Below are 20,483 nucleotides of genomic sequence, written 5' to 3' on the forward strand. Positions count from 1 at the left end.
TACCATGGCTCACTTCTGCACCAAATGCGGCACCGCCTATGTCCCCGGCGCGCGCTTCTGCGATGAATGCGGCAAGGCCGTGAACGCCGCCGCAGCCGCGCCGGCGCCGGCCGTGCCGGCCAGGCCGGCTGGTGTGCAGCGGCGCCACCTCATCCTTGTCGGCGGTGCGCTGGCGGTGGTCATCGTGGCCGGTGGCGCCCTGGCGTGGCTGCTGGCGCCAGAGGCGGCCTCGGCCAGCAGTTTCAGCCGCGCCATCGATACCCACCTGGCGGCCGACGAGGCGGTGCGCGACAAGCTGCTGTGCCTCACCAACTTGCCGTACCAGAAGGAAGAGATCCGCGTGGCCTCGTACGACACTTCTACCCGGCAATGGCTCGATATTCTCGTGCGTAGCGGACTGTACAGTGCTCCCGTGGAACAAAGCAGCGGTGGCTGGGTTGCGCAATCGCAATTTGTCTACGCGCTGGCTGCACCGGGCAAGGCGGCCTTGCGCGGCGACAAGCTGTGCGTGGCCAAGGGCCTGAAAGTGTCCAAGGTCAGCGGCTACGACCAGGTGCGCGACCTGGGCGCACAGCAAGTGGCGATGGCCAAGGCCACCCTGGCATTGACCGATGAGGCGGCATGGTTCGCCAAGTCGGCGGACCGCGCGCTGATCCTGCAACGCTTGCCGGATGGCGACCTGGAAGTGCGGTTGCCGCTGGCGCTGGTCGACAAGCAATGGCAAGTCATCGACGAAGCGCAGATGAGCCAGGCGGCCATGACCGGTGCGCTTGGCAAAGCGCCGGCCGGGCAGGGCGCGGGCATGCTGGACAAGCTGAAGAGCGCGTTCCGCTTTGGCGGCCACCCGGCGGTGGGGAAATGGCAGGCGGCGATGGGCAATGTCCTGGAATTTACAAGTGACAGCGTGATCAATAACGGGACGTCGACCAAGGCCACCTTCACCACCAAGGGCAATACCGTGACGATCACGCCGGAAGGCGCGGGCGAAGCGGCCATGGACATTATCGTCAGCGACGATGGCAGCACGGCGCAGATCAGCATGGGCGGCATGCGGGTGACGACCCTGCGGCGCATGCGCGATTAAGTCCTGATCCAGGCGGTGCAGCTTGCCGCCTTGTATCCTTCGCGGAGCCCGGCCATGCCGGGCTTTTTTACGCTTGTCATCCGGCGGCGCAGCGAATGATTTATCTTGACATCAAGATAGTTCGCGCCCACACTCGCTTTATCTTAATGTCGAGATAGTTGTATGGCCTCTTCCTCCGTCCGTCCCGCCTGGGGCGACATTCTGCTCACGGCGCTGGCGCCCCTGATCTGGGGTTCCACGTACATCGTCACGTCCGAACTGCTGCCGCCGGACCGGCCCTTCACGGCGGCCCTGATCCGCGTGCTGCCGGCCGGCTTGCTGTTGCTGCTGGTCATGCGGCGCTTGCCCGCGCGGCGCGACTGGATCCGCGTACTGCTCCTGTCCGCGCTGAATATCGGCGTGTTCCAGGCCCTGCTGTTCGTGGCCGCCTACCGCTTGCCGGGCGGCCTGGCGGCCGTGGTGGGGGCCATCCAGCCGCTACTGGTGATGGGCCTGGCCTGGGGTGTGGAAGGGCGCCGTCCGGCCCGCCTGGCCTTGCTTGCCAGCGTGCTGGGTGTGGCCGGCATGGGCGTTTTATTGTTGTCGCCGCGCACGGTATGGGAACCCGTCGGCATCGCCGCCGCGCTGGGCGGCACGGCGTGCATGGCGGCCGGCACCTATCTGACGCGGCGCTGGAAGCCGGACTTGCCCGTGCTGGCGCTGACGGGCTGGCAATTACTGCTCGGCGGCCTGATGCTGGCGCCCGTCGCCTGGCTGGCCGACGCACCGCTGCCGGCCTTGTCGCTGCAGCAAGTATTGGCCTACGCCTATCTGTGCCTGGCCGGCGCCCTGCTGGCGTATGCGCTGTGGTTCCGCGGCATCGCCAGGCTGTCGCCCGTGGCCGTCTCCTCGCTGGGACTGCTCAGTCCCCTGATGGCCGTCGTGCTGGGCTGGGCCTTGCTGGGCCAGGCCATGACGGGCTGGTCGATGCTGGGCTTGCTGCTGGTACTGGCCAGCGTGCTGGCCGTGCAGTGGGCCAGCGCCCATCCAGTAGCAGATCAGGCCGCTGTCAGGCGCCAGATGCCATAGGGATTGCTGAACAGGTCGTCGTCCGGGTAGGGCTGGCCATCGGCCGTGTGCACGCGGTAGCGCGGCGCATCCGCCGCTGCGCGGAAAGTCTGACCGTCCAGGATGCTGGGCGCTTCGCTAAATAGGTAGTGTGTAAAGGCGTGCAAGACTTGCGCGGGCGACTCGCAGTCGTGGCGCGCGATGATGGCGTCGTGCAATCCGAGATTGTGCATGCCGCAGGTATAGCAGTTATCTGCGTCACCGACATAGGCTACCAGGGCGGTATGTGCACTGAACATTTGTAGATATTGCGTAAAGTGCAGCCAAGCGTCCGGCGCATGCGCGATGCCGCTGCTCTCCACCTTGACGCCAAAGCCGCCCGCCTGCAGCAGGCAGCTGGCCGCCAGCATCATCGCCTCGGCGTTGGCGCGCGAGCCGCCCTGGCCTTCTAAATACACCACCGTCCGGTGTGTGCCGATCAATTGCATGGAGGGCGTGTCGCGCCAGTGGTAGCCTACGGCGGCAAAGGCATGTGGCATGCGCGGGTCAGCGTGTTCTTGCACCACCGTGCAGCTAAAACCTGATTCCATGTGCATCAATACACTACCTGCAAACAGATATGAGTCGTCGCTGTGCATGATCGCCTGACGCAGTGCGTCGTGATCCGCCCAAGGACCAGGGATGCACAGGACGAGTTGTGGTGCGGGCAGCGTGTGGTGCATGGGGGAAAGTCTCGGTTGGGGAAGGCCGTATTCTAGATGATCTGGCAAGGTGGCGAGTAGTGTAAGTAGCCTTGCCCGCTCTGTGAATGGTGGCGTTCCCGCGCTTTTTTGCTGCACCGCACATACAGTTTTGCTTGCACTGATATAGGGCATTGAGGCACTATTCGCTTCGCGCAAACGTTTGCGCGCAACGAATTTCCTAAAAAGCATGCAGTACACGTGCTTGACCAACAACTCTGGAGACGCTCATGACATTCCGTATTCGCCTGAAAATGATTGCCGCCGCTGTCCTCGTGTGTGCCTTGCCCGCCGTGCCGGCGATGGCGCAGACGCCAGCCAAACCAAAGGTGGCATTGGTGATGAAGTCGCTCGCCAATGAATTTTTCCTGACCATGGAAAATGGCGCCAAGGCGCATCAGAAGGCCAATGCCGCCAAGTACGACTTGCTGTCGAACGGCATCAAGGATGAAACGGATACGTCGAGCCAGATCAAGCTGGTCGAGCAAATGATCGTTTCGCGCGTCAACGCGCTGGTGATCGCCCCGGCCGATTCGAAGGCGCTGGTGCCGGTGCTGAAGAAAGCCATCGACGCGGGCATCATCGTCGTCAATATCGACAACAAGCTCGACGCGGGCGCCCTGAAAGAGAAGGGTATTTCCGTGCCATTCGTCGGCCCGGACAACCGCAAGGGCGCCAAGGTGGTCGGCGATTACCTGGCGCAGCAAATCAAGAAGGGCGACCCCGTCGGCATCATCGAAGGCGTGTCCACCACCTACAACGCGCAGCAGCGCACCCTGGGCTTCCAGGACGCCATGAACGCGGCCGGCGCCAAGGTCGTCAGCGTGCAGTCGGGCCAGTGGGAAATCGCCCCCGCCAACACGGTGGCAGCCGCCATGCTGAACGCCAATCCGAATATCAAGGCTTTGCTGTGCGGTAACGACAACATGGCCATCGGCGCCATTTCCGCCATCAAGGCGGCCGGCAAGACGGGCAAAGTGCTCGTCGTCGGCTACGACAACATCAACGCCATCAAGCCGATGCTGGCCGATGGCCGCGTGCTGGCTACCGCCGACCAGTTCGGTTCGCAGCAAGCCGTGTTCGGCATCGAGACCGTGCTGAAAGCCCTGGCGCAGAAGAAGAAACAGGCCGAGCTTGGTGGCGTCATCGAAACCAAGGTCGAACTGGTCGCCAAGGGCGCCAAGTCCTGATCGTTTGATCCCGCCGGAACCGGCGCCTGCGTACTCACCGAGTAGGCGGCGCCGGCCCCGCCGCCACTAACGCGGAGTTTTATCATGCCCACCGACATTTCACCGGCGCCAGCCGCCATCCCCTTGTTAACGCTCGACAACATCGGCAAGTCCTATGTCGGCCCCGTCCTCGGTGGCGTGGGCCTGCGCTTTGCCCCTGGCCAGGTGCTGGCGCTGACGGGCGAGAACGGCGCGGGCAAGAGCACGCTGTCGAAGATCATCTGCGGCCTGGAGCAAGCCACCACGGGCACGATGCTGCTTGACGGCAAGCCTTACCAGCCCGCCTCGCGCGGCGCCGCCGAAGCGCTGGGCATCCGCATGGTGATGCAGGAACTCAATCTGATTCCCACCCTGTCGATCGCGGAAAACCTGTATTTGAAAAACCTGCCGCAGCGTTTCGGTTTCATCGACCGTACGTGCCTGGAGCGCGACGCGCGCGAACAGATGGAGAAAGTGGGCCTGGGCGGCCTCGATCCGTGGACTTTGGTCGGCGAACTGGGCATCGGCCACCAGCAGATGATCGAGATCGCGCGCAATCTGATCGGCGCCTGCCGCCTGCTGGTGCTCGACGAGCCGACGGCCATGCTGACGCACCGCGAAGTGGAATTGCTGTTCCTGCAAATCGAACGCCTGAAAGCCGAAGGCGTGTGCATCATCTATATTTCCCACCGCCTGGAAGAACTCAAGCGCGTGGCCGACCGCATCGCCGTGCTGCGCGATGGCCAGCTCGTGTGCGACGACGATATCGCGGGCCACTCCGCCGCCGACCTGGTCAGCCTGATGGTGGGCCGCTCGGCCGACGATGCCGTCGACTTGAGCGGCCGCACCATCGGCGCGCCGCTGCTGCGCGTGCGGGGCCTGGCGCGCGGCAAGGTCGTCAACCCGACCTCGTTTGACTTGCGCGCCGGCGAGATCCTCGGCATCGCCGGCCTGATCGGCTCGGGCCGCACGGAATTGCTGCGCCTGATCTTTGGCGCCGACCGCGCCGATGCGGGCGAGGTGTTCCTCGGCGACAGCGCGACGGCCGCCGCCTTGCACTCGCCGCAGGCAGCAGTGAAAGCCGGCATCGCCATGATCACGGAAGACCGCAAGGGCCAGGGCTTGTTGCTGCGCCAGTCGATCGCCGTCAACACGACCCTGGCCTCGCTCGATACCGTCAGCGGCGCCGGCTGGCTCAACGATACGGCCGAAGCATCGGTGGCCGACGACTATATCCAACGCCTGGGCATCCGCTCGCGCAACAGCGCGCAAACGGTGGCCGAGCTGTCCGGCGGCAACCAGCAAAAGGTGGTGATCGCCCGCTGGCTGTACCGCGACTGCCCCGTGATGCTGTTCGACGAGCCCACGCGCGGCATCGATATCGGCGCCAAGTTTGATATTTATCAGGTGCTGGCCGAACAGGCGCGCCAGGGCAAGGGCCTCGTCATCGTCTCGAGCGACTTGCGCGAACTGATGCTGATCTGCGACCGCATCGCCGTCATGAGCGCGGGCAGCATCGTCGACACCTTCGAGCGCGGCGCCTGGAGCCAGGACGCCCTGCTGTCGGCCGCCTTCTCCGGCTATTTGACCCCCACTTCCACTCCAGCTGCGGCCTGATCGCCGGAAAGATTCCCATGACCACCAATTCCTCTCCTTCGTATCTGCAGCGCAGCCTGGCCGACCTGAAAAACTATGCGGGCCTGATCGGCGCCCTGGTCGCCATGTGCGTGCTGTTCTCGTTTGCCAGCGAAAACTTCTTTACCCTGGCCACCTTGAGCACCCTGTCGAACAACATCCCGACCCTGGTGGTGATGGCTGTCGGCATGACGTTCGTGCTGATCATCGGCGGCATCGATTTATCGGTCGGTTCCGTGATGGCGCTGGCCGCTTCCGTGCTGTCGCTGGCCGTCGTGCACTGGGGCTGGCCCGTGTGGAGCGCCGCCCTGCTGGGCATGTTCGTCGCCGCCCTGTGCGGCGCCACCACGGGCTTGATTTCCGTCGGCTGGCGCATTCCCTCGTTCATCGTTTCCCTGGGCGTGCTGGAAATGGCACGAGGCCTCGCGTATCAAGTGACGAATTCGCGCACGGAATACATCGGCAGCGCCGTTGACGGCATCAGTTCGCCGATCGCCTTTGGCCTGTCGCCCGCTTTCATCGCCTCGATCGCCATCGTTGTCATCGGCCACCTGGTGCTCACGCGCACGGTGCTGGGCCGCCACTGGATCGGCATCGGCACGAATGAAGAAGCCGTGCGTTTGTCCGGCATCAATACAAAACCGTCGAAAGTACTGGTGTTTGCCTTGATGGGCTTTCTCGCCGGCGTGGGCGCGCTGTTCCAGGTGTCGCGCCTGGAAGCGGCCGACCCGAACGGCGGCGTGGGCATGGAATTGCAAGTGATCGCCGCCGTCGTGATCGGCGGCACGAGCCTGATGGGTGGGCGCGGTTCCGTGATCAGCACCTTTATCGGCGTATTGATTATTTCCGTGCTGGAAGCGGGCCTGGCGCAAGTGGGCGTGTCCGAACCCGTGAAACGCATCGTCACGGGCCTGGTGATCGTCGCGGCCGTGGTGCTCGACACCTACCGCCGCCGCGGCGAACGCGCGTAAGCGCCACATCGCCCATGGCAACCATCAAGCAAGTGGCGCAGGCGGCGGGGGTGTCGTTTACCACCGTCTCGCACGTCCTCAACAATACCCGCCCCGTCAGCGACGAGGCGCGCCGCGCCGTGCTGGCGGCGGCGGAGCAATTGCATTACGTGCCCAGCGCGCTGGCGCGTTCCCTGCGCAGCCGCAGCACGGGCACCATCGGCCTGATCATTCCGAATAATACGAACCCGTATTTTTCGGAAGTGGCGCGCGGCATCGAGGATAGCTGCTACGCGGCCGGCTACAGCGTGATCCTGTGCAATTCCGATGACGACCCCGTCAAGCAGCGCGACTACCTGAACGTGCTCCTGACCAAGCGCTGCGACGGCCTGATCCTGTCCGCGCTGGCCGACAGCGATGGCGAATTGCTGCGCAAGATGAAGGTGCCGGCCGTGCTGCTCGACCGCGCGCCCAGCGACCTGTCCATCGATGCGGTGGCTGTCGACAACCGCGCCGGCGGCGTGCTGGCCGCGCGCCATCTGCTGGAGCTGGGACGCCGGCGCCTCGCCTGCATCGCCGGTCCCCGTGAAGTGAGCATCTCGAATGACCGCATAGCCGGCGTGCGCAGCGCCATGGCGGACGCGGGCGTGGCTCTGGCCGATACGCTGTGCCGCCATGGCGATTTTACGAGTGCGGGCGGCTATGCGGCCGCGCTGGACTTGCTGGCGCTGCCGCCAGGCCAGCGCCCGGACGCCTTGTTCTGCTGCAATGACTTGATGGCCTTCGGCGCCTTGCGCGCCGCCGCCGAGCGCGGGATTGCCGTGCCGGGCGAACTGGCCGTCGTCGGCTTCGACGATATCGACCTGGCCAGCTTCGTGCATCCGGCCTTGACCAGCGTGGCGCAAAATACGCGCGAACTGGGCCGCATCACGGCCGCCTGCCTGCTGGCGCGCATCGCCGATCCCGCCTTGCCGCGCCAGCAGCGCAGCATTGCGCCCGCACTGCACGTGCGCGGCTCCAGCGTGGCTGCCGCTGTAACTTCTTCCGCACCTACTTCTTCACCTGCAACTGAACTGATGGGAATGACATCATGATCGTGGTTATCGGCAGCATCAATATGGACCTGGTCTTGCGCGTGCCGCGCATGCCCCTCCCCGGCGAAACCCTGACGGGCGGCGCTTTTCGAACCATTCCTGGCGGCAAAGGCGCCAACCAGGCCGTCGCCTGCGCGCGCCTGAGCGGCAAAGTGGCGGGCGCCCAGCAAGTGGCCATGGTCGCTTGCGTGGGCGACGACGCGTTCGGTGTGACCTTGCGCGCGGCGCTGGTGGGCGACGGCATCATCGACAGCCACATCACCACCTTGCCGGGCGTGGCGTCCGGCATCGCTTCCATCCTGGTGGACGACAACGGCCAGAACAGCATCGTGATCGCCGGCGGCGCCAACGATCTGCTCAGCCCGGCGCACATCGACGCGGCGCAAGGCTTGATCGAACAGTCGGATATTGTCGTGCTGCAGCTGGAAACGCCGATGGCCACCGTCGTGCACGCGATCAAGCTGGCCCGTTCGCTGGGCAAGACCGTGGTGCTGAACCCGGCCCCGGCCGCCAGCCTGCCGGAAGGCGTGCTGGAACTGGTTGACTACCTGATCCCGAATGAAATCGAAGCGGCCATGCTGGCCGGCGTCAGCCCGGAAGGCGCGGATGCCAAGGCGCTGGCCGCCGCGCTGCAAAAGCTGGGCAGCGACAACGTCATCATCACCTTGGGCTCCAAAGGCGTGCACGCGGCCCTGTACGGCGGCGACTTCACCTTCCCCGCCGAAGTGGTGAAAGCCGTCGATACGACGGCCGCCGGCGACACCTTCATCGGCGGCTTTGTGGCAGGCCTGGCATCCGGCATGGACGAGGCGGAAGCCATCCAGCAAGGCCAGCGCGCGGCTGCCTGGAGCGTCACCAAGCCCGGCGCGCAAACGTCGATCCCCCACTTGCACGAGCTGTTCTAACGACACCACGCCCATGAAAAAATCACCGCTGCTCAATATCGCACTGTCGCAACTGATCGCGTCGCTGGGCCATGGCGACATGCTCGTCATCGGCGACGCGGGCTTGCCGTCGCAACCGGGCGTGCCCCTGATCGACCTGGCCCTGACGCGCGGCATCCCCGGCTTCATCGATACCGTCAACACGGTATTAAGCGAAATGCAGGTGGAATACCATTTGCTCGCCAGCGAGTTGCCGCAGCATAATCCGGCCATGGCGGCGCAGGTGGCGGCCCTGGCTTTGCCCGATGCGCGCCAGGTGACGCACGACGAGTTCAAGCAATTGAGCAAGGGCGCGCGCGCCATCGTGCGCACGGGCGAGTGCAGTCCGTACGCCAACGTGATTTTGGTGGCCGGCGTCGTGTTCTAGCGCAAACAAACGCGAAATTGTTTGCCAAAAACATCAACGCTATTGTCCTCACTGAAATAATTATCCATCGGCAAAAGGGGCGGCTACAATAGCCTTACCCCTGCCAGCTCGGCAGCTTCCTGTGGTGTTCCGCCATGCCGATGAAAGCCCCCGACGCTTTCCGCTTTGTCTTGCCGCTCGCCGGCAGGCTGGCGCACGGCTGGCGCGGCTTTTTCCTCCTGCTGCTGTGCCTGGCCACACCAGCCCGGGCGCTGGAACCCGTTACCCTGCAACTCAATTTCACACACCAGTTCCAGTTTGCCGGCTATTATGCGGCCATCGAGCAAGGCTATTACCGCGAGGCGGGGCTGGAGGTGAAGCTGGTCGAAGGCGGTGGCGGACGGCTGGCCGAGGCGGCCGTGCTGGCGGGCCAGGCCGAGTATGGCGTGGGCAACAGCACCTTGTTGCTCAGCCGGCTGGCGGGCAAGCCCGTGGTGGTGCTGGCCGTGGTGTTTCAGCATTCGCCCAGCGTGCTGCTGATGCGCCAGCATGGCGGCGCGCCCGACGTGCGCAAGCTGGTGGGGGCGCCCGTCATGATCGGTGCGGCCACCGACGTGGCGCTTGCGGCTGATGAAGTGTCGCTGTTCCTGGCGAAAATGGGCGTCGCGCCGCAACAGATGCGCCACTTGCCACCCAGCTACCGTATCGAGGATTTGATCGATGGCAAGGTCGATGCGATTGCCGCATATTCCACCAACGAACCGGATTACCTGGACCGGGCGGGCTTTTCCTACTACCAGTTTACGCCGCGCACGGCCGGCATCGATTTCTACGGCGACAACCTGTTTACCAGCGAGCACGAACTGCGCCGCCATCCCGAACGGGTCAAAGCGTTCCGCGCGGCCAGCTTGCGCGGCTGGCAATATGCGATGGCGCACCGCGAGGAAATGGCGCGCGTGATCCTTGCCAAGTACAGCCAGCGCCACGACCGCGCGCACCTGCTGTACGAGGCGCAGCAGATGGAATTGCTGCTGCAGCCCGTGCTGGTGGAGCTCGGCTACATGAATCCCCAGCGCTGGCAGCACATCGCCGACACGTATGCCAGCATGGGCGTGCTGCCGCGCAATGCCACGGACAGCCGCGTCTACAAGGGGTTTTTGTACCGTGCCGTGCCAGGCGCCGACCTGGGCTGGCTGTACCTGTCGCTGGGCCTGGCGGGCAGCTTGCTGGCCGTGTCGGCCGCCTTTCACTTCAACAACCTGGCGCGCGAGCGCCGCCGCACGGAGGACACCATCCGCCAGGGAGAATTGCGCTTTCGCACCATGTTCGAGGAAGCGCCCATGGGCATCGCCCTGATCGATACCGTGAGCGGACAGTTTCTCGACATCAATCCGCGCTACCTGGCCATCAGCGGGCGCAGCCTGGAACACATGAAGCAAACGAGCTGGATGGAAATCAGCCATCCCGACGATGTGGCCGGCGAGCAAGAGCAGGTGGCGCAGTTGCTGGCGCGCAGTCTGCAGGGCTTTCGCCATGCCAAGCGGATCGTGCGGCCCGATGGCGGCGTGGTGTGGGTCGACGCTTCCGTGACGGCCATCGCCACGGCGCGTCACGGCGGCCCGCACCACCTGTGCATGCTGGAAGACGTGACGGACAAGCGGCAAACGGAAGCGCTGATCTGGCAGCAAGCCAATTTCGATACCCTGACGCAATTGCCGAACCGGCGCATGTTCCACGAGCGCTTGCGCCAGGCGCTGGCCCAGGGGCGGCGCGATGCGAGCCGCGTGGCCATCCTGTTCATCGACCTCGACCACTTCAAGGAAGTCAACGACACCCTGGGCCACCACCAGGGCGATATCTTGCTGATCGAGGCGGCGCGGCGCATCCGCGTGGGCGTGCGCGAGACGGATACGGTGGCGCGCCTGGGCGGCGATGAATTCACGGTAATCCTGTCCGACCTTGATGATCTGCAGCAAGTTGACCGCATCGCGCGGCAGATACTCGACGGCTTGCTGGCGCCGTTTCTGCTGGGACAGGAGCAGGCGTTCGTCTCGGCCTCGATCGGCATCACCCTGTATCCGGACGACGCGGGCACGATCGAGGACTTGCTCAAGCAGGCGGACCAGGCCATGTATGTGTCGAAAGGGGCGGGGCGCAACCGCTACAGTTACTTTACGCCTGCCATGCAGGTGGCGGCCGTCAACCGCATGCGCATGGGGGCGGATTTGCGCACGGCCCTGCGGGAACAGCAGATGCAGCTGTATTACCAGCCCATCGTCGAGCTGCATAGCGGCAAGCTTGCCAAGGCGGAAGCCTTGCTGCGCTGGCACCATCCGCAGCGGGGTGTGGTCTGCCCGCCGGATTTCCTGGCGCTGGCCGAAAGCAGCGGCCTGATCGTGGAGATCGGCGACTGGGTGCTGCACACGGCGGCCGCGCAACTGCTGCACTGGCGCGCGCAGGGCCATGCCATCGGTTTGCCGGGCCTGCAACTGTGCCTGAACCAGTCGCCGCTGGAGCTGCAGCGCGAAGTGGAGGCGCCCGGCACCTGGCTGCGCCAACTGATGGCGCTCGATGTGCCGGCCTCGGCCATCGTGCTCGACATGCGCGAAGATGTACTTTTACCTAGCGGCAATAGCATGGCGCCCCGCCTGCAGCACTTGCGCGAAGCGGGCCTGCAGATCGCCCTCGACGACTTCGGCAGCGGCCATGCCTCGCTGACGCAGCTGCAGCAGTGCGGCATCGATTACCTGAAGCTCGATGGCGTGCTGGTGCGCAAGCTGGCGCCCGGTGCCAGCGAACTGGTGCTGTGCGAAGCCATCGTCACCATGGCCCACAAGCTGGGTTTGCAGGTCATTGCCGAAGGGGTGGAGACCGAAGAGCAGCGCGCGCGGCTGCTGGAGATCGGCTGCGATTTTGCGCAAGGCGAGCTGTTTGCGCCGCCGCTGACCATCGAAGCGTTCGATGCCCTGCTGCACGCACAGCGGCCCTTGCACCCTTGAAACAGGCGTCGCCGGCCACCAGATCTGACGCAAGCCTGCGGGACAGGGCTCCCGGCTTGAACGGGCTTATACTCGACGGGCTGGCGCCTGCGCCCGGCTTTGCTGTCACCGGTACCTACACCGGGTGCGCAGGCAATATTTCTTCCATTCACTCAACTCGAGGTGACCTCATGGGCATTTTCAGCAATATCTACAACAAGATCTTCCACCATTCGTCCGACGCTGCCCCGGCAGCCACGCCGGCCGCCGCCACGACAGCACCTGCCGCAGCACCGGCGGCCGCACCTGCACCTGCTGCGCCAGCGGCTGCCGTGCCCGTGGTGGACGTGGAAGTGGTGCTGGTCGACCTGGCCAGCAAGAACGCGGAAAAACTCAATTGGCGCACATCCATCGTCGACCTGATGAAACTGCTTCAACTCGACAGCAGCCTGGCTTCGCGCAAGGAACTGGCGCAAGAGCTGCATTTCACGGGTGACACCAATGATTCGGCCAGCATGAATATCTGGCTGCACCGCCAGGTGATGATCAAGCTGGCGGAAAACGGCGGCAAGGTACCGGACGAACTGAAGAACTAAACACCTGGCGGCGGCAGGGGTATCCACTGTCACCGCTATCCAATCCCGTGGGAACTGCCTATCATGGAGTTCCCATGGCGTCGTGATAGCTAAAACTAATTGAAACTATTGTGACAATCAATTTTGCATATGGAATAAAACCCCTTACACTAGGGTCTTACTGATTCACCACACGAGAGGAAATGACTATGTCGCTCATCAATACCCAAGTTAAACCATTCAAGGCAACCGCATTCCACAATGGCAAATTCGTCGACCTGACGGAAGCGTCGCTGAAAGGCAAGTGGTCGGTATTCGTGTTCTACCCAGCCGACTTCACCTTCGTTTGCCCAACCGAACTGGAAGATCTGGCCGATCACCACGCTGAATTCCAGAAGCTGGGCGTCGATGTCTACGGCATCTCGACCGATTCGCATTTCGCGCACAAAGCATGGCACGACACCTCGGACGCGATCAAGAAAGTGCAATACGCACTGATCGGCGACCCAACCGGTACCCTGTCGCGCAACTTCGAAGTCATGATCGAAGAAGAAGGCATGGCACTGCGCGGTACTTTCGTCATCAACCCGGACGGTTTCATCAAAGTACTGGAAGTGCATGACAACGGCATCGGCCGTGACGCATCGGAACTGTTGCGCAAAGTTAAGGCAGCTCAATACGTTGCCGCTCACCCAGGCGAAGTTTGCCCAGCCAAATGGACGGAAGGCGCAGCAACCCTGACCCCATCGCTGGACCTGGTTGGCAAGATCTAAGTCTCGATGCAGCACGTAGCAAACAAGTAGTTACCGCGATGCCGGACCGGGCGTCCGGCCCGGCATTCGCCTAAATATTTGTAAAGGAAGAAAAAATCATGTTAGATGCAACCCTCAAAACCCAACTGAAATCCTACCTGGAAAAAGTGGTGTATCCGCTTGAGCTGGTCGCCTCTCTCGATGACAGCGCAAAAGCCCGCGAGATGAAGGAATTGCTCCAGGAGATAGTCCTGTTGAGCGACAAGATCACGCTGGTCGAGCGCCTTGACGCTGGCGTACGGGCCCCGTCGTTCAGCATCAACCGTACCGGCTCCGACATCGGCGTGCGTTTCGCCGGTGTGCCGCTGGGCCACGAATTTACCTCGCTGGTGCTGGCGCTGCTGCAAGTGGGCGGCCACACCATCAAGTTCGACGACGCCGTGATCGAGCAGATCCGCAACCTCGACGGCGATTACGAGTTTGAAACATTTATTTCGCTCTCCTGCCATAACTGCCCGGAAGTGGTGCAGGCATTGAATGCCATGGCCGTGATCAACCCGCGCATCAAGGTCACCACCATCGATGGCGGCGTGTTTCCGAAAGAAGTGGAAGCGCGCCAGATCATGGCCGTGCCGATGATGTTCCTGAATGGCGAGCACTTTGGCCAGGGACGCACGAATGTCGAGGAAATCCTCGCCAAGCTCGACACCAACGCCGGTGCACGCCAGGCGGAAGCGTTGAACAAGAAAGACGTCTTTGATGTACTGATCGTCGGCGGCGGCCCTGCCGGCGCGGCAGCGGCCATCTACGCGGCCCGCAAAGGCATCAAGACGGGCGTGCTGGCCGAGCGTTTCGGCGGCCAGGTGCTCGACACCCTTGCCATCGAGAATTTTATTTCGGTCAAGGAAACGGATGGTCCGAAGTTCGCCATGGCGCTGGAACAGCACGTCAAGGAATACGAAGTCGACATCATGAATACCCAGCGCGCCGCGAAATTGACGCCAGGCAAGTTGGTGCAGATTGAAACGGCCAATGGCGCCATCTTGAAAGCCAAGACCGTCATTCTGGCCACGGGTGCCCGCTGGCGCGAAATCAACGTGCCGGGCGAGAAGGAATACCGCAACCACGGTGTCGCCTACTGCCCGCACTGCGATGGTCCGCTGTTCAAGGGCAAGCGCGTGGCCGTGATCGGCGGCGGCAACTCGGGCGTGGAAGCGGCGATCGACCTGGCCGGCCTGGTGAAGCACGTGACCCTGATCGAATTCGGCGCGGAACTGCGCGCCGATGCGGTGCTGCAACGCAAGTTGCACAGCTTGCCTAACGTGACCGTGATCACGTCGGCGCAAACCACCGAAATCCACGGCGACGGCAAGATCGTCAATGGCCTGAGCTACACGGACCGGGTCAGCGGCGAGTCGAAAAAGGTCGAGCTGGAAGGCGTCTTCGTGCAAATCGGCCTGGTGCCGAACACGGAGTGGCTGAAGGGCACGATAGCGTTGTCGCGCCACGGCGAAATCGAAGTCGATGCACGCGGTCAGACCTCGATCCCCGGCGTGTTTGCGGCCGGCGACGTCACCACGGTGCCGTACAAGCAGATCATCATCGCCACCGGCGAAGGCGCCAAGGCAGCTTTGTCCGCCTTTGACCACCTGATCCGCTCGGATGACGAGGAAGTGGTCGAAGAGTCTGCCGCCAAGGAAGCACTGACGGCGTAACTATTAGCCGTATCAAGAAAAACCGGAACTGCCGCAAGGTGGTTCCGGTTTTTTTATGCATAGAAGAAACTTAGCTGCCCGCGTACAGCGGGTTGCCGGCCACATACACTTGAATCCCATCGACGGGCATGTCCTTCGGCGCGATCTCGGCCAGGGCGAAGACGGTCTTGTTGCTGAAGGTTTGCACGTGCCACGTAAAACGCTGGCCGGCGCGCGCGATGGTGACGGTTTCGCCGTGCGTGACGTTGATGTGGCGCGTGTCGGGCTGCAGGTCGATGCTGCGCTGGGCGGCGGCGTGCGGGGCGCTGCTGCCATAGTCGGCGGCCGTGCCTGTCGGACCGGCCGCGATGGCCGAGGCGGCGAAGGCGGCGCACAAAATCGCCAGGGCGCTGCGGTGGGTGTTCAACATAGTAATCTCCAAGAATAAGCCTGGCGCGGTGAATAAGCGCGCCGTGTTATGGGTAATGGCTGCACCGGGATCGCCGGATTTTGCAACACGGCATCGTAAGCTGTCCTTGGTCGATCTGCAAAGCTGTATTTCCTGTCTATATTTCCACCGTGGCCGCCAGCGGCACGTCCGGCGCCAGGTGGCTGGTCAGCACGATACACTGGCGCGCCAGACGGGCCGGATCGGCCAGGCGCGCGCGCAGGTGCAGCATGGCCGCCGCATCGAGGCCGTTGAACGGTTCATCGATCAGCAGCAGGCGCACGGGCAAGGCCAGGGCCAGCGCCAGTTGCAGTTTTTTATGCTGGCCCAGGGACAAGGCGTTGATGCTTTGCTGCAAGGTCGACGTCATGGCAAACGCGCTCAGCTCGTCGTTCAGCAGGGCCTGGTCGCTGCCCGGATACAGGGCCAGGTGCAGGTCGAGAAACTCGTGCACTTGCAGCCAGGGCAGGGCGGGGGCGTCGCCGCCGCAATAGAACGCTTGCGCGCGGTAGGCCAGCGGCATGAAGCCGCTGTCGATACCGTCCAGGCGGATGGCGCCGCGCGCGGGCAGCAGGGCGCCGCCTGCCAGCTTCAGCAAGGTCGTCTTGCCGGCCCCGTTCGCGCCGCGCAGCCAGGTGATGCCGGAGTCGAATTGCTGGCTAAAACCTTGAAACACGCTGTGCGTGGGGAAGTGGAAATCGAGGTGTTCGATCTGCAGGGTGGGGGACGACAGGTTCAATTCCATAATTCGCTTCCGATGGCGCTCAAGGCAAGGATGGACAGGACGACGAGGGCGACTCGGCCACGCGCCGTGAGGCGGGGCAGGCCGACGATGGCCAGCAGGGCCAGGCTGGCGGTGATGGCGTACACGCTGGTGACGCGCTGCCGCAAGGCGGCGGGATCGGTGGCGTACAGCAAGACGGCGCCTGCCAGCAGCACGGCAAACGGCGGCAGCAGGCTGGCCGTGCAAGCCAGGCGCGCCAAGGCCGTGCTGGCCATGGGCCAGGCGTTCAGCGTGGGGCGCAGCACGGCGATCTGCTCGCGCACGGCCTTGTCGCCCCGGTCCGTCAGAATGACCAGGCTGGCGCTGGCCAGTAAACTCAGCAGTGGCGCGGGCACGAGCGGCGCGCGCAGCAGCCAGGCCAGCATGCTGGCGCCAGCCGTGGCCAGCAGCACGCTTTGCTGCAGGCCGATTACATTGTCATTGCGCCAGAACGGCAGCCAGAACAGCTGGCGCCACAGGAAAACGGTGCGCCAGCGGGGCCGTTGCGGCACATACGCAGTCATCGTTGGCGGGCGCGCCCCTGCTGCGGGCCGCGGCGCGCGCAGGCGCTGCGCCACGATGAGCGTTGTCAACAGCCAGGCCAGCAGCCAGACGGCGATGGTGGCAGCGATGCCGGGTGCGGCAATCGGGCGCAGCCAGGGAGGCGACTGCGCCAGCCAGATGCTGGCCGAGATGGCATAGGCGAGGCCCAGCGGCAGCATCAGCAGGCCGGCCACGGCGACGTCCGCTTGCCAGCGCAGGCGCGGCGGCAAGGGCAGCTGGCGCAGCCAGGCGGCGAGGGGGGCTGGCAACAATCGCTTGCGCAGCAACCAGGCGGGCAGGCATGTGAACAACGCTTGCCCGCCCAGCAGGCCCAGGGCGGCGGGCCAGGGCAGGCCCACGGCGAGAAAGCCGGGCAAGGCGATGACGCTGAGCAAGCCCAGCAAGACGGGGCCGGCCAGGAAAAAGAAGATTTCCATGGAACTGGTCAGGCTGGCGGCAAATTGCAGCAAAGCATGATGGGCCAGGCGCAGGCGCAGAGCGATATAGGGATGAGTACTACGGGGCAAGCGCATCGAGGCAGGAGCGGCAGAGTCAGCAGGAGCGCTGATTCTAGAGCATTTGTGGTCCCGGAATGGGAAAAGCCCTTCGGTTCTAGGAACCAAAGGGCTTTTCTTTTATTGGCGGAGCGGACGGGACTCGAACCCGCGACCCCCGACGTGACAGGCCGGTATTCTAACCAACTGAACTACCACTCCAAGCTCGTATGATCTGTGTTGCTGATCCATGAAGCACTGGATAATTTTCTGTATTGGTGGTGGGTGCTGAGAGGCTCGAACTCCCGACCTACGCCTTGTAAGGGCGCCGCTCTACCAACTGAGCTAAGCACCCGCATACCCAGAAAACTATCCCGACGTTTGTCACCACGTCTGGAAGAGGCACTATTATAGGGGGCGCTTTCCCCCTTGTGCAACTATTCTTATGGGATAAAAGCTTTTTTTTGCTGAAAAACGCAAAAATATTCGGGGCGAGGGAGGGCTGGCGCTTTTTCTGCTTCTGAAATGGGAAAAGCCCTTCGGTTCAGAGAACCAAAGGGCTTTTCTTTTATTGGCGGAGCGGACGGGACTCGAACCCGCGACCCCCGACGTGACAGGCCGGTATTCTAACCAACTGAACTACCACTCCAAGCTCGTATGATCTGTATTGCTGATCCATGAAGCACTGGACAGTTTTCTGATTTGGTGGGTGCTGAGAGGCTCGAACTCCCGACCTACGCCTTGTAAGGGCGCCGCTCTACCAACTGAGCTAAGCACCCGTTGCTTGTCTCAGAAAACCATCCCGACGTTTGTCACCACGTCTGGAAGAGGCGCTATTATAGGACGGGCGAAATCCTTCTGCAAGCGCTTTTTTTCACTTTACTCTGTAATACCCCATTGCGACAGCATCCACGCCATATTGAACGCATTCTCGGCGATGGCGTTATAGCGGCCCGAGGCGCCGCCGTGGCCGGCGCCCATATTCGTTTTCAGCAGCAGGGGATTGCCATCCGTTTTGTACGCGCGCAGCTTGGCCACATACTTGGCCGGTTCCCAGTACATGACCTGGCTGTCGTTGAGGCCCGTCGTCACCAGCATGGCTGGGTAATTCTTGCGCGCAATGTTGTCGTACGGCGAGTAGCTGAGCATGTAGTCGTAGGCCGCCTTCTGGTTCGGGTCGCCCCATTCCAGGTACTCGCCCGTCGTCAGCGGCAGGCTGGCGTCCATCATGGTGTTCATCACGTCGACAAACGGCACGGCCGCATGCACGGCGTGGAACAGGTCCGGGCGCATGTTGACGACGGCGCCCATCAGCAAGCCGCCCGCGCTGCCGCCCTGGATGATCAGGCGGTTCGGGCTGGTCCATTTTTCGCGCACCAGGTAGTCGGCGCTGTCGATGAAGTCATTGAAGGTGTTTTTCTTCTTCATCAGCATGCCGTCTTCATGCCAGGCTTCGCCCATGTCGGTGCCGCCGCGGATATGCGCCTGCGCATAGATGACGCCACGGTCCAGCAGGCTGATGCGGCTGATGGCAAAACTGGCTTCCGTGGAAATGCCATACGAACCATACGAGTACAGCAGCAGCGGCGCGGAACCGTCGAGCTTGACGCCTTTCTTGTAGACGATCCACAGCGGTACTTGCACGCCATCGCGCGCCTTCACCCACAGGCGCTGCGTGGTGTAGCGGCTGCCGTCAAAGCCGCCGACGATTTCCTGCTGCTTCAGCACCGTGCGCTTGCCGTCTTGCATGCTGACGTCGATGACGGTGGGCGGCGTGACGGGCGACTGGTAGGACATGCGAAATTGCGTGGAGGAAAATTCTGGCGTACCGACGGATGTCGCCAGGTAGACGGGGTCGTCGAACTGCACCGTTTTCCAGTTTTTATGCGCGAAATCAAGGATGCGCGCGCGGTTCAGGGCACGGGCCTTTTCCATCACCACCAGGTAGCCCTGGAAGACGTCGATGGACTGGATCACGGCATCCTTGTTGTGCGGCACGACGGGCTTCCAGTTCTGCGGCTGCGGCGCGGACAGCGGCGCGCTGACGACACGGAAATTCTTCGCCTCCTTGTTGGTCAGAATATACAGCTGGCCATCGCGGTGCTCGATGCCGTAGCGGTGGCCTTTTTCACGTTTCAGCACGGATTGAAAGGTGCCTTGCGGCGTGCTCGTTGGCAGCAGCAGCACTTCGCTCGTATCCGTGCTGCGCGCGGTAAGCACAAAGTAGCGATGGTCGCGCGTGCGGCTCACGCCGATGGCGAACTGTTCCACCGGCTCGTGATAGACCTGCTGCAAGGTGCCGCCCAGCGGCAGGCGGAACAATCGGTCCGCGCGCTTGGTGGTGGCGTCTTCCTGCGTCAGCATCAGGGTGGCATTGTCCGCCGCCCAGGCCAGGGACGTGACTCGAGGCATGGTATCGCCCAGCAACTTGCCCGTCTTCAAATCCTTGACATGCAGCTCGTACTGGCGGAAACCCGTCGTGTCGGTGGTGTAGGCCAGCAACTGTTCATTCGGGCTGATGCTGAATGCGCGCACGGCAAAGAACTTCTGGCCTTCGGCCAATTGATTCTGGTCCAGCAAGATTTCCTCAGCCGCCTGCGCATCGTAGGCGCCGTTCGTGCCGACGGGGCGGCGGCAGTGAATCGGGTATTGTTTGCCCGCTTCCGTGCGCGTGTAATAGTAGAAATTGCCCTGGCGCGCAGGCACGGACAGGTCCACTTCCTGCATGCGGCCCTTGACCTCCGCAGTCACCTTGTCGGCCAGCGGCTGGATCGGGGCCGTGACGGCGGCCGTGTAGGCGTTTTCCGCATTCAGGTAATCGATCACGGCAGGATCGGTTTTCTTTTGCAGCCAGCGGTAGTCGTCCGTGACGACCGTGCCGTGGCGCGTTTCCTGCCACGCCGTCTTGGCGGCGACAGGCGCGGTGGCGAGGGTGGCGGCAACGGTGGTGGTGGCGTCGGCCAGCGCGGATGGCGCCAGTGTGGACAGCAGCAGGGCCGGCAGGATGGATAACCAGGCGGACCGGCGGCGCGAAGCGTGATGGGCGATGGACAAGGCGATTCCCTTTCATAGTTGTGTCAGGATTGTAATCTTGCTATTGAGAAAAGCAACCGCCGTGCTTGTGCGTTTCAACTTGCATCCACGGACATTTGCAGTGATACTGTATATAATTACAGTATCCGACAGCA

17 protein-coding genes and 4 tRNA genes are annotated in these 20,483 nt (G+C 63.1%); 12 read left to right on the top strand and 9 right to left on the bottom strand.

The features are described from left to right. Positions 1–4: 4 nt before the first annotated feature. Together CSQ91_RS27170 and CSQ91_RS27175 are read left to right on the top strand one after the other, a co-directional pair. On the top strand, positions 5–1,084 hold the full coding sequence (locus CSQ91_RS27170; RefSeq protein ID WP_034780893.1) for a zinc ribbon domain-containing protein: 1,080 nt from the start codon (positions 5–7) through the stop codon (positions 1,082–1,084). A 162-nt stretch (positions 1,085–1,246) separates the two neighbouring features. After that, a complete protein-coding gene (locus CSQ91_RS27175; protein WP_099390133.1) occupies positions 1,247–2,152 on the top strand; it encodes an EamA family transporter in 906 nt (301 codons plus the stop codon). Here the strand turns inward: CSQ91_RS27175 and CSQ91_RS27180 are convergent. Continuing rightward, on the bottom strand, positions 2,122–2,853 hold the full coding sequence (locus CSQ91_RS27180) for a DUF4261 domain-containing protein (protein ID WP_099390134.1): 732 nt from the start codon (positions 2,851–2,853) through the stop codon (positions 2,122–2,124). The two genes, CSQ91_RS27175 and CSQ91_RS27180, sit on opposite strands and share 31 nt — an antisense overlap. Positions 2,854–3,101: 248 nt before the next feature. Here CSQ91_RS27180 and CSQ91_RS27185 point away from each other — a divergent pair, with 248 nt between their 5' ends. From CSQ91_RS27185 to ahpF, 10 genes are all read left to right on the top strand, one after another. Further along, positions 3,102–4,061 carry a sugar ABC transporter substrate-binding protein gene (locus CSQ91_RS27185; RefSeq protein ID WP_099390135.1) on the top strand — a complete coding sequence of 320 codons (960 nt, stop codon included), beginning with the start codon at positions 3,102–3,104 and terminating at the stop codon, positions 4,059–4,061. Between the two features lie 84 nt (positions 4,062–4,145). Beyond that, positions 4,146–5,696: a sugar ABC transporter ATP-binding protein gene (locus CSQ91_RS27190; RefSeq protein ID WP_099390136.1), complete on the top strand. Its 1,551-nt coding sequence runs from the start codon at positions 4,146–4,148 to the stop codon at positions 5,694–5,696. Positions 5,697–5,713: 17 nt separating this feature from the next. Then, a complete protein-coding gene (locus tag CSQ91_RS27195) occupies positions 5,714–6,685 on the top strand; it encodes an ABC transporter permease (protein ID WP_034780885.1) in 972 nt (323 codons plus the stop codon). A 14-nt stretch (positions 6,686–6,699) separates the two neighbouring features. Next, entirely contained in the window at positions 6,700–7,758 is a 1,059-nt protein-coding gene (locus tag CSQ91_RS27200) for a LacI family DNA-binding transcriptional regulator (protein ID WP_099390137.1), read from the top strand. Next, positions 7,755–8,663, top strand: a complete 909-nt coding sequence (gene rbsK, locus CSQ91_RS27205) for a ribokinase (RefSeq protein WP_099390138.1) — start codon at positions 7,755–7,757, stop codon at positions 8,661–8,663. The genes CSQ91_RS27200 and rbsK overlap by 4 nt, the downstream gene beginning before the upstream one ends. Positions 8,664–8,676: 13 nt before the next feature. Next, complete coding sequence (gene rbsD, locus CSQ91_RS27210; RefSeq protein ID WP_034780878.1) at positions 8,677–9,069, top strand: D-ribose pyranase; 393 nt, start codon at positions 8,677–8,679, stop codon at positions 9,067–9,069. Positions 9,070–9,203: 134 nt separating this feature from the next. After that, entirely contained in the window at positions 9,204–12,047 is a 2,844-nt protein-coding gene (locus CSQ91_RS27215) for an EAL domain-containing protein (protein ID WP_257217497.1), read from the top strand. A 170-nt stretch (positions 12,048–12,217) separates the two neighbouring features. After that, positions 12,218–12,622: a DUF3597 domain-containing protein gene (locus tag CSQ91_RS27220; RefSeq protein ID WP_034780875.1), complete on the top strand. Its 405-nt coding sequence runs from the start codon at positions 12,218–12,220 to the stop codon at positions 12,620–12,622. 188 nt (positions 12,623–12,810) lie between these two features. Next, entirely contained in the window at positions 12,811–13,374 is a 564-nt protein-coding gene (gene ahpC, locus CSQ91_RS27225) for an alkyl hydroperoxide reductase subunit C (protein ID WP_034780873.1), read from the top strand. 98 nt (positions 13,375–13,472) lie between these two features. Continuing rightward, a complete protein-coding gene (gene ahpF, locus CSQ91_RS27230) occupies positions 13,473–15,068 on the top strand; it encodes an alkyl hydroperoxide reductase subunit F (RefSeq protein ID WP_099390139.1) in 1,596 nt (531 codons plus the stop codon). A 70-nt stretch (positions 15,069–15,138) separates the two neighbouring features. Here ahpF and CSQ91_RS27235 read toward each other — a convergent pair whose 3' ends face one another. The 8 genes from CSQ91_RS27235 to CSQ91_RS27270 form a co-directional block, all read right to left on the bottom strand. Continuing rightward, positions 15,139–15,477, bottom strand: a complete 339-nt coding sequence (locus CSQ91_RS27235; protein WP_070257814.1) for a CzcE family metal-binding protein — start codon at positions 15,475–15,477, stop codon at positions 15,139–15,141. A 136-nt stretch (positions 15,478–15,613) separates the two neighbouring features. Continuing rightward, positions 15,614–16,240 (bottom strand): ATP-binding cassette domain-containing protein, encoded by a 627-nt coding sequence (locus CSQ91_RS27240; protein ID WP_099390140.1) that lies wholly within the window; start codon positions 16,238–16,240, stop codon positions 15,614–15,616. Further along, on the bottom strand, positions 16,231–17,328 hold the full coding sequence (locus CSQ91_RS27245) for a hypothetical protein (RefSeq protein WP_257217498.1): 1,098 nt from the start codon (positions 17,326–17,328) through the stop codon (positions 16,231–16,233). Before CSQ91_RS27245 ends, CSQ91_RS27240 begins: the two co-directional genes overlap by 10 nt. A gap of 112 nt (positions 17,329–17,440) precedes the next feature. Continuing rightward, positions 17,441–17,517 (bottom strand) — tRNA-Asp (locus CSQ91_RS27250). A 57-nt stretch (positions 17,518–17,574) separates the two neighbouring features. Then, positions 17,575–17,650 (bottom strand) — tRNA-Val (locus CSQ91_RS27255). Positions 17,651–17,867: 217 nt separating this feature from the next. After that, positions 17,868–17,944, bottom strand: a tRNA-Asp gene (locus CSQ91_RS27260). A gap of 54 nt (positions 17,945–17,998) precedes the next feature. Beyond that, positions 17,999–18,074 (bottom strand) — tRNA-Val (locus tag CSQ91_RS27265). Positions 18,075–18,174: 100 nt separating this feature from the next. Continuing rightward, on the bottom strand, positions 18,175–20,349 hold the full coding sequence (locus tag CSQ91_RS27270) for a S9 family peptidase (RefSeq protein WP_099390141.1): 2,175 nt from the start codon (positions 20,347–20,349) through the stop codon (positions 18,175–18,177). Between the last annotated feature and the right edge of the window lie 134 nt (positions 20,350–20,483).

It is taken from the genome of Janthinobacterium sp. BJB301, assembly GCF_002735685.1.
In the GTDB taxonomy this organism is placed as follows: domain Bacteria; phylum Pseudomonadota; class Gammaproteobacteria; order Burkholderiales; family Burkholderiaceae_D; genus Janthinobacterium; species Janthinobacterium lividum.

Bases quoted from the DNA above. Each gene is read 5' to 3' on its own strand.
- CSQ91_RS27170 (WP_034780893.1), top strand. From the start codon at position 5: ATGGCTCACTTCTGCACCAAATGCGGCACCGCCTATGTCCCCGGCGCG.
- CSQ91_RS27175 (WP_099390133.1), top strand. From the start codon at position 1,247: ATGGCCTCTTCCTCCGTCCGTCCCGCCTGGGGCGACATTCTGCTCACG.
- CSQ91_RS27180 (WP_099390134.1), bottom strand. From the start codon at position 2,853: ATGCACCACACGCTGCCCGCACCACAACTCGTCCTGTGCATCCCTGGT.
- CSQ91_RS27185 (WP_099390135.1), top strand. From the start codon at position 3,102: ATGACATTCCGTATTCGCCTGAAAATGATTGCCGCCGCTGTCCTCGTG.
- CSQ91_RS27190 (WP_099390136.1), top strand. From the start codon at position 4,146: ATGCCCACCGACATTTCACCGGCGCCAGCCGCCATCCCCTTGTTAACG.
- CSQ91_RS27195 (WP_034780885.1), top strand. From the start codon at position 5,714: ATGACCACCAATTCCTCTCCTTCGTATCTGCAGCGCAGCCTGGCCGAC.
- CSQ91_RS27200 (WP_099390137.1), top strand. From the start codon at position 6,700: ATGGCAACCATCAAGCAAGTGGCGCAGGCGGCGGGGGTGTCGTTTACC.
- rbsK (WP_099390138.1), top strand. From the start codon at position 7,755: ATGATCGTGGTTATCGGCAGCATCAATATGGACCTGGTCTTGCGCGTG.
- rbsD (WP_034780878.1), top strand. From the start codon at position 8,677: ATGAAAAAATCACCGCTGCTCAATATCGCACTGTCGCAACTGATCGCG.
- CSQ91_RS27215 (WP_257217497.1), top strand. From the start codon at position 9,204: ATGCCGATGAAAGCCCCCGACGCTTTCCGCTTTGTCTTGCCGCTCGCC.
- CSQ91_RS27220 (WP_034780875.1), top strand. From the start codon at position 12,218: ATGGGCATTTTCAGCAATATCTACAACAAGATCTTCCACCATTCGTCC.
- ahpC (WP_034780873.1), top strand. From the start codon at position 12,811: ATGTCGCTCATCAATACCCAAGTTAAACCATTCAAGGCAACCGCATTC.
- ahpF (WP_099390139.1), top strand. From the start codon at position 13,473: ATGTTAGATGCAACCCTCAAAACCCAACTGAAATCCTACCTGGAAAAA.
- CSQ91_RS27235 (WP_070257814.1), bottom strand. From the start codon at position 15,477: ATGTTGAACACCCACCGCAGCGCCCTGGCGATTTTGTGCGCCGCCTTC.
- CSQ91_RS27240 (WP_099390140.1), bottom strand. From the start codon at position 16,240: ATGGAATTGAACCTGTCGTCCCCCACCCTGCAGATCGAACACCTCGAT.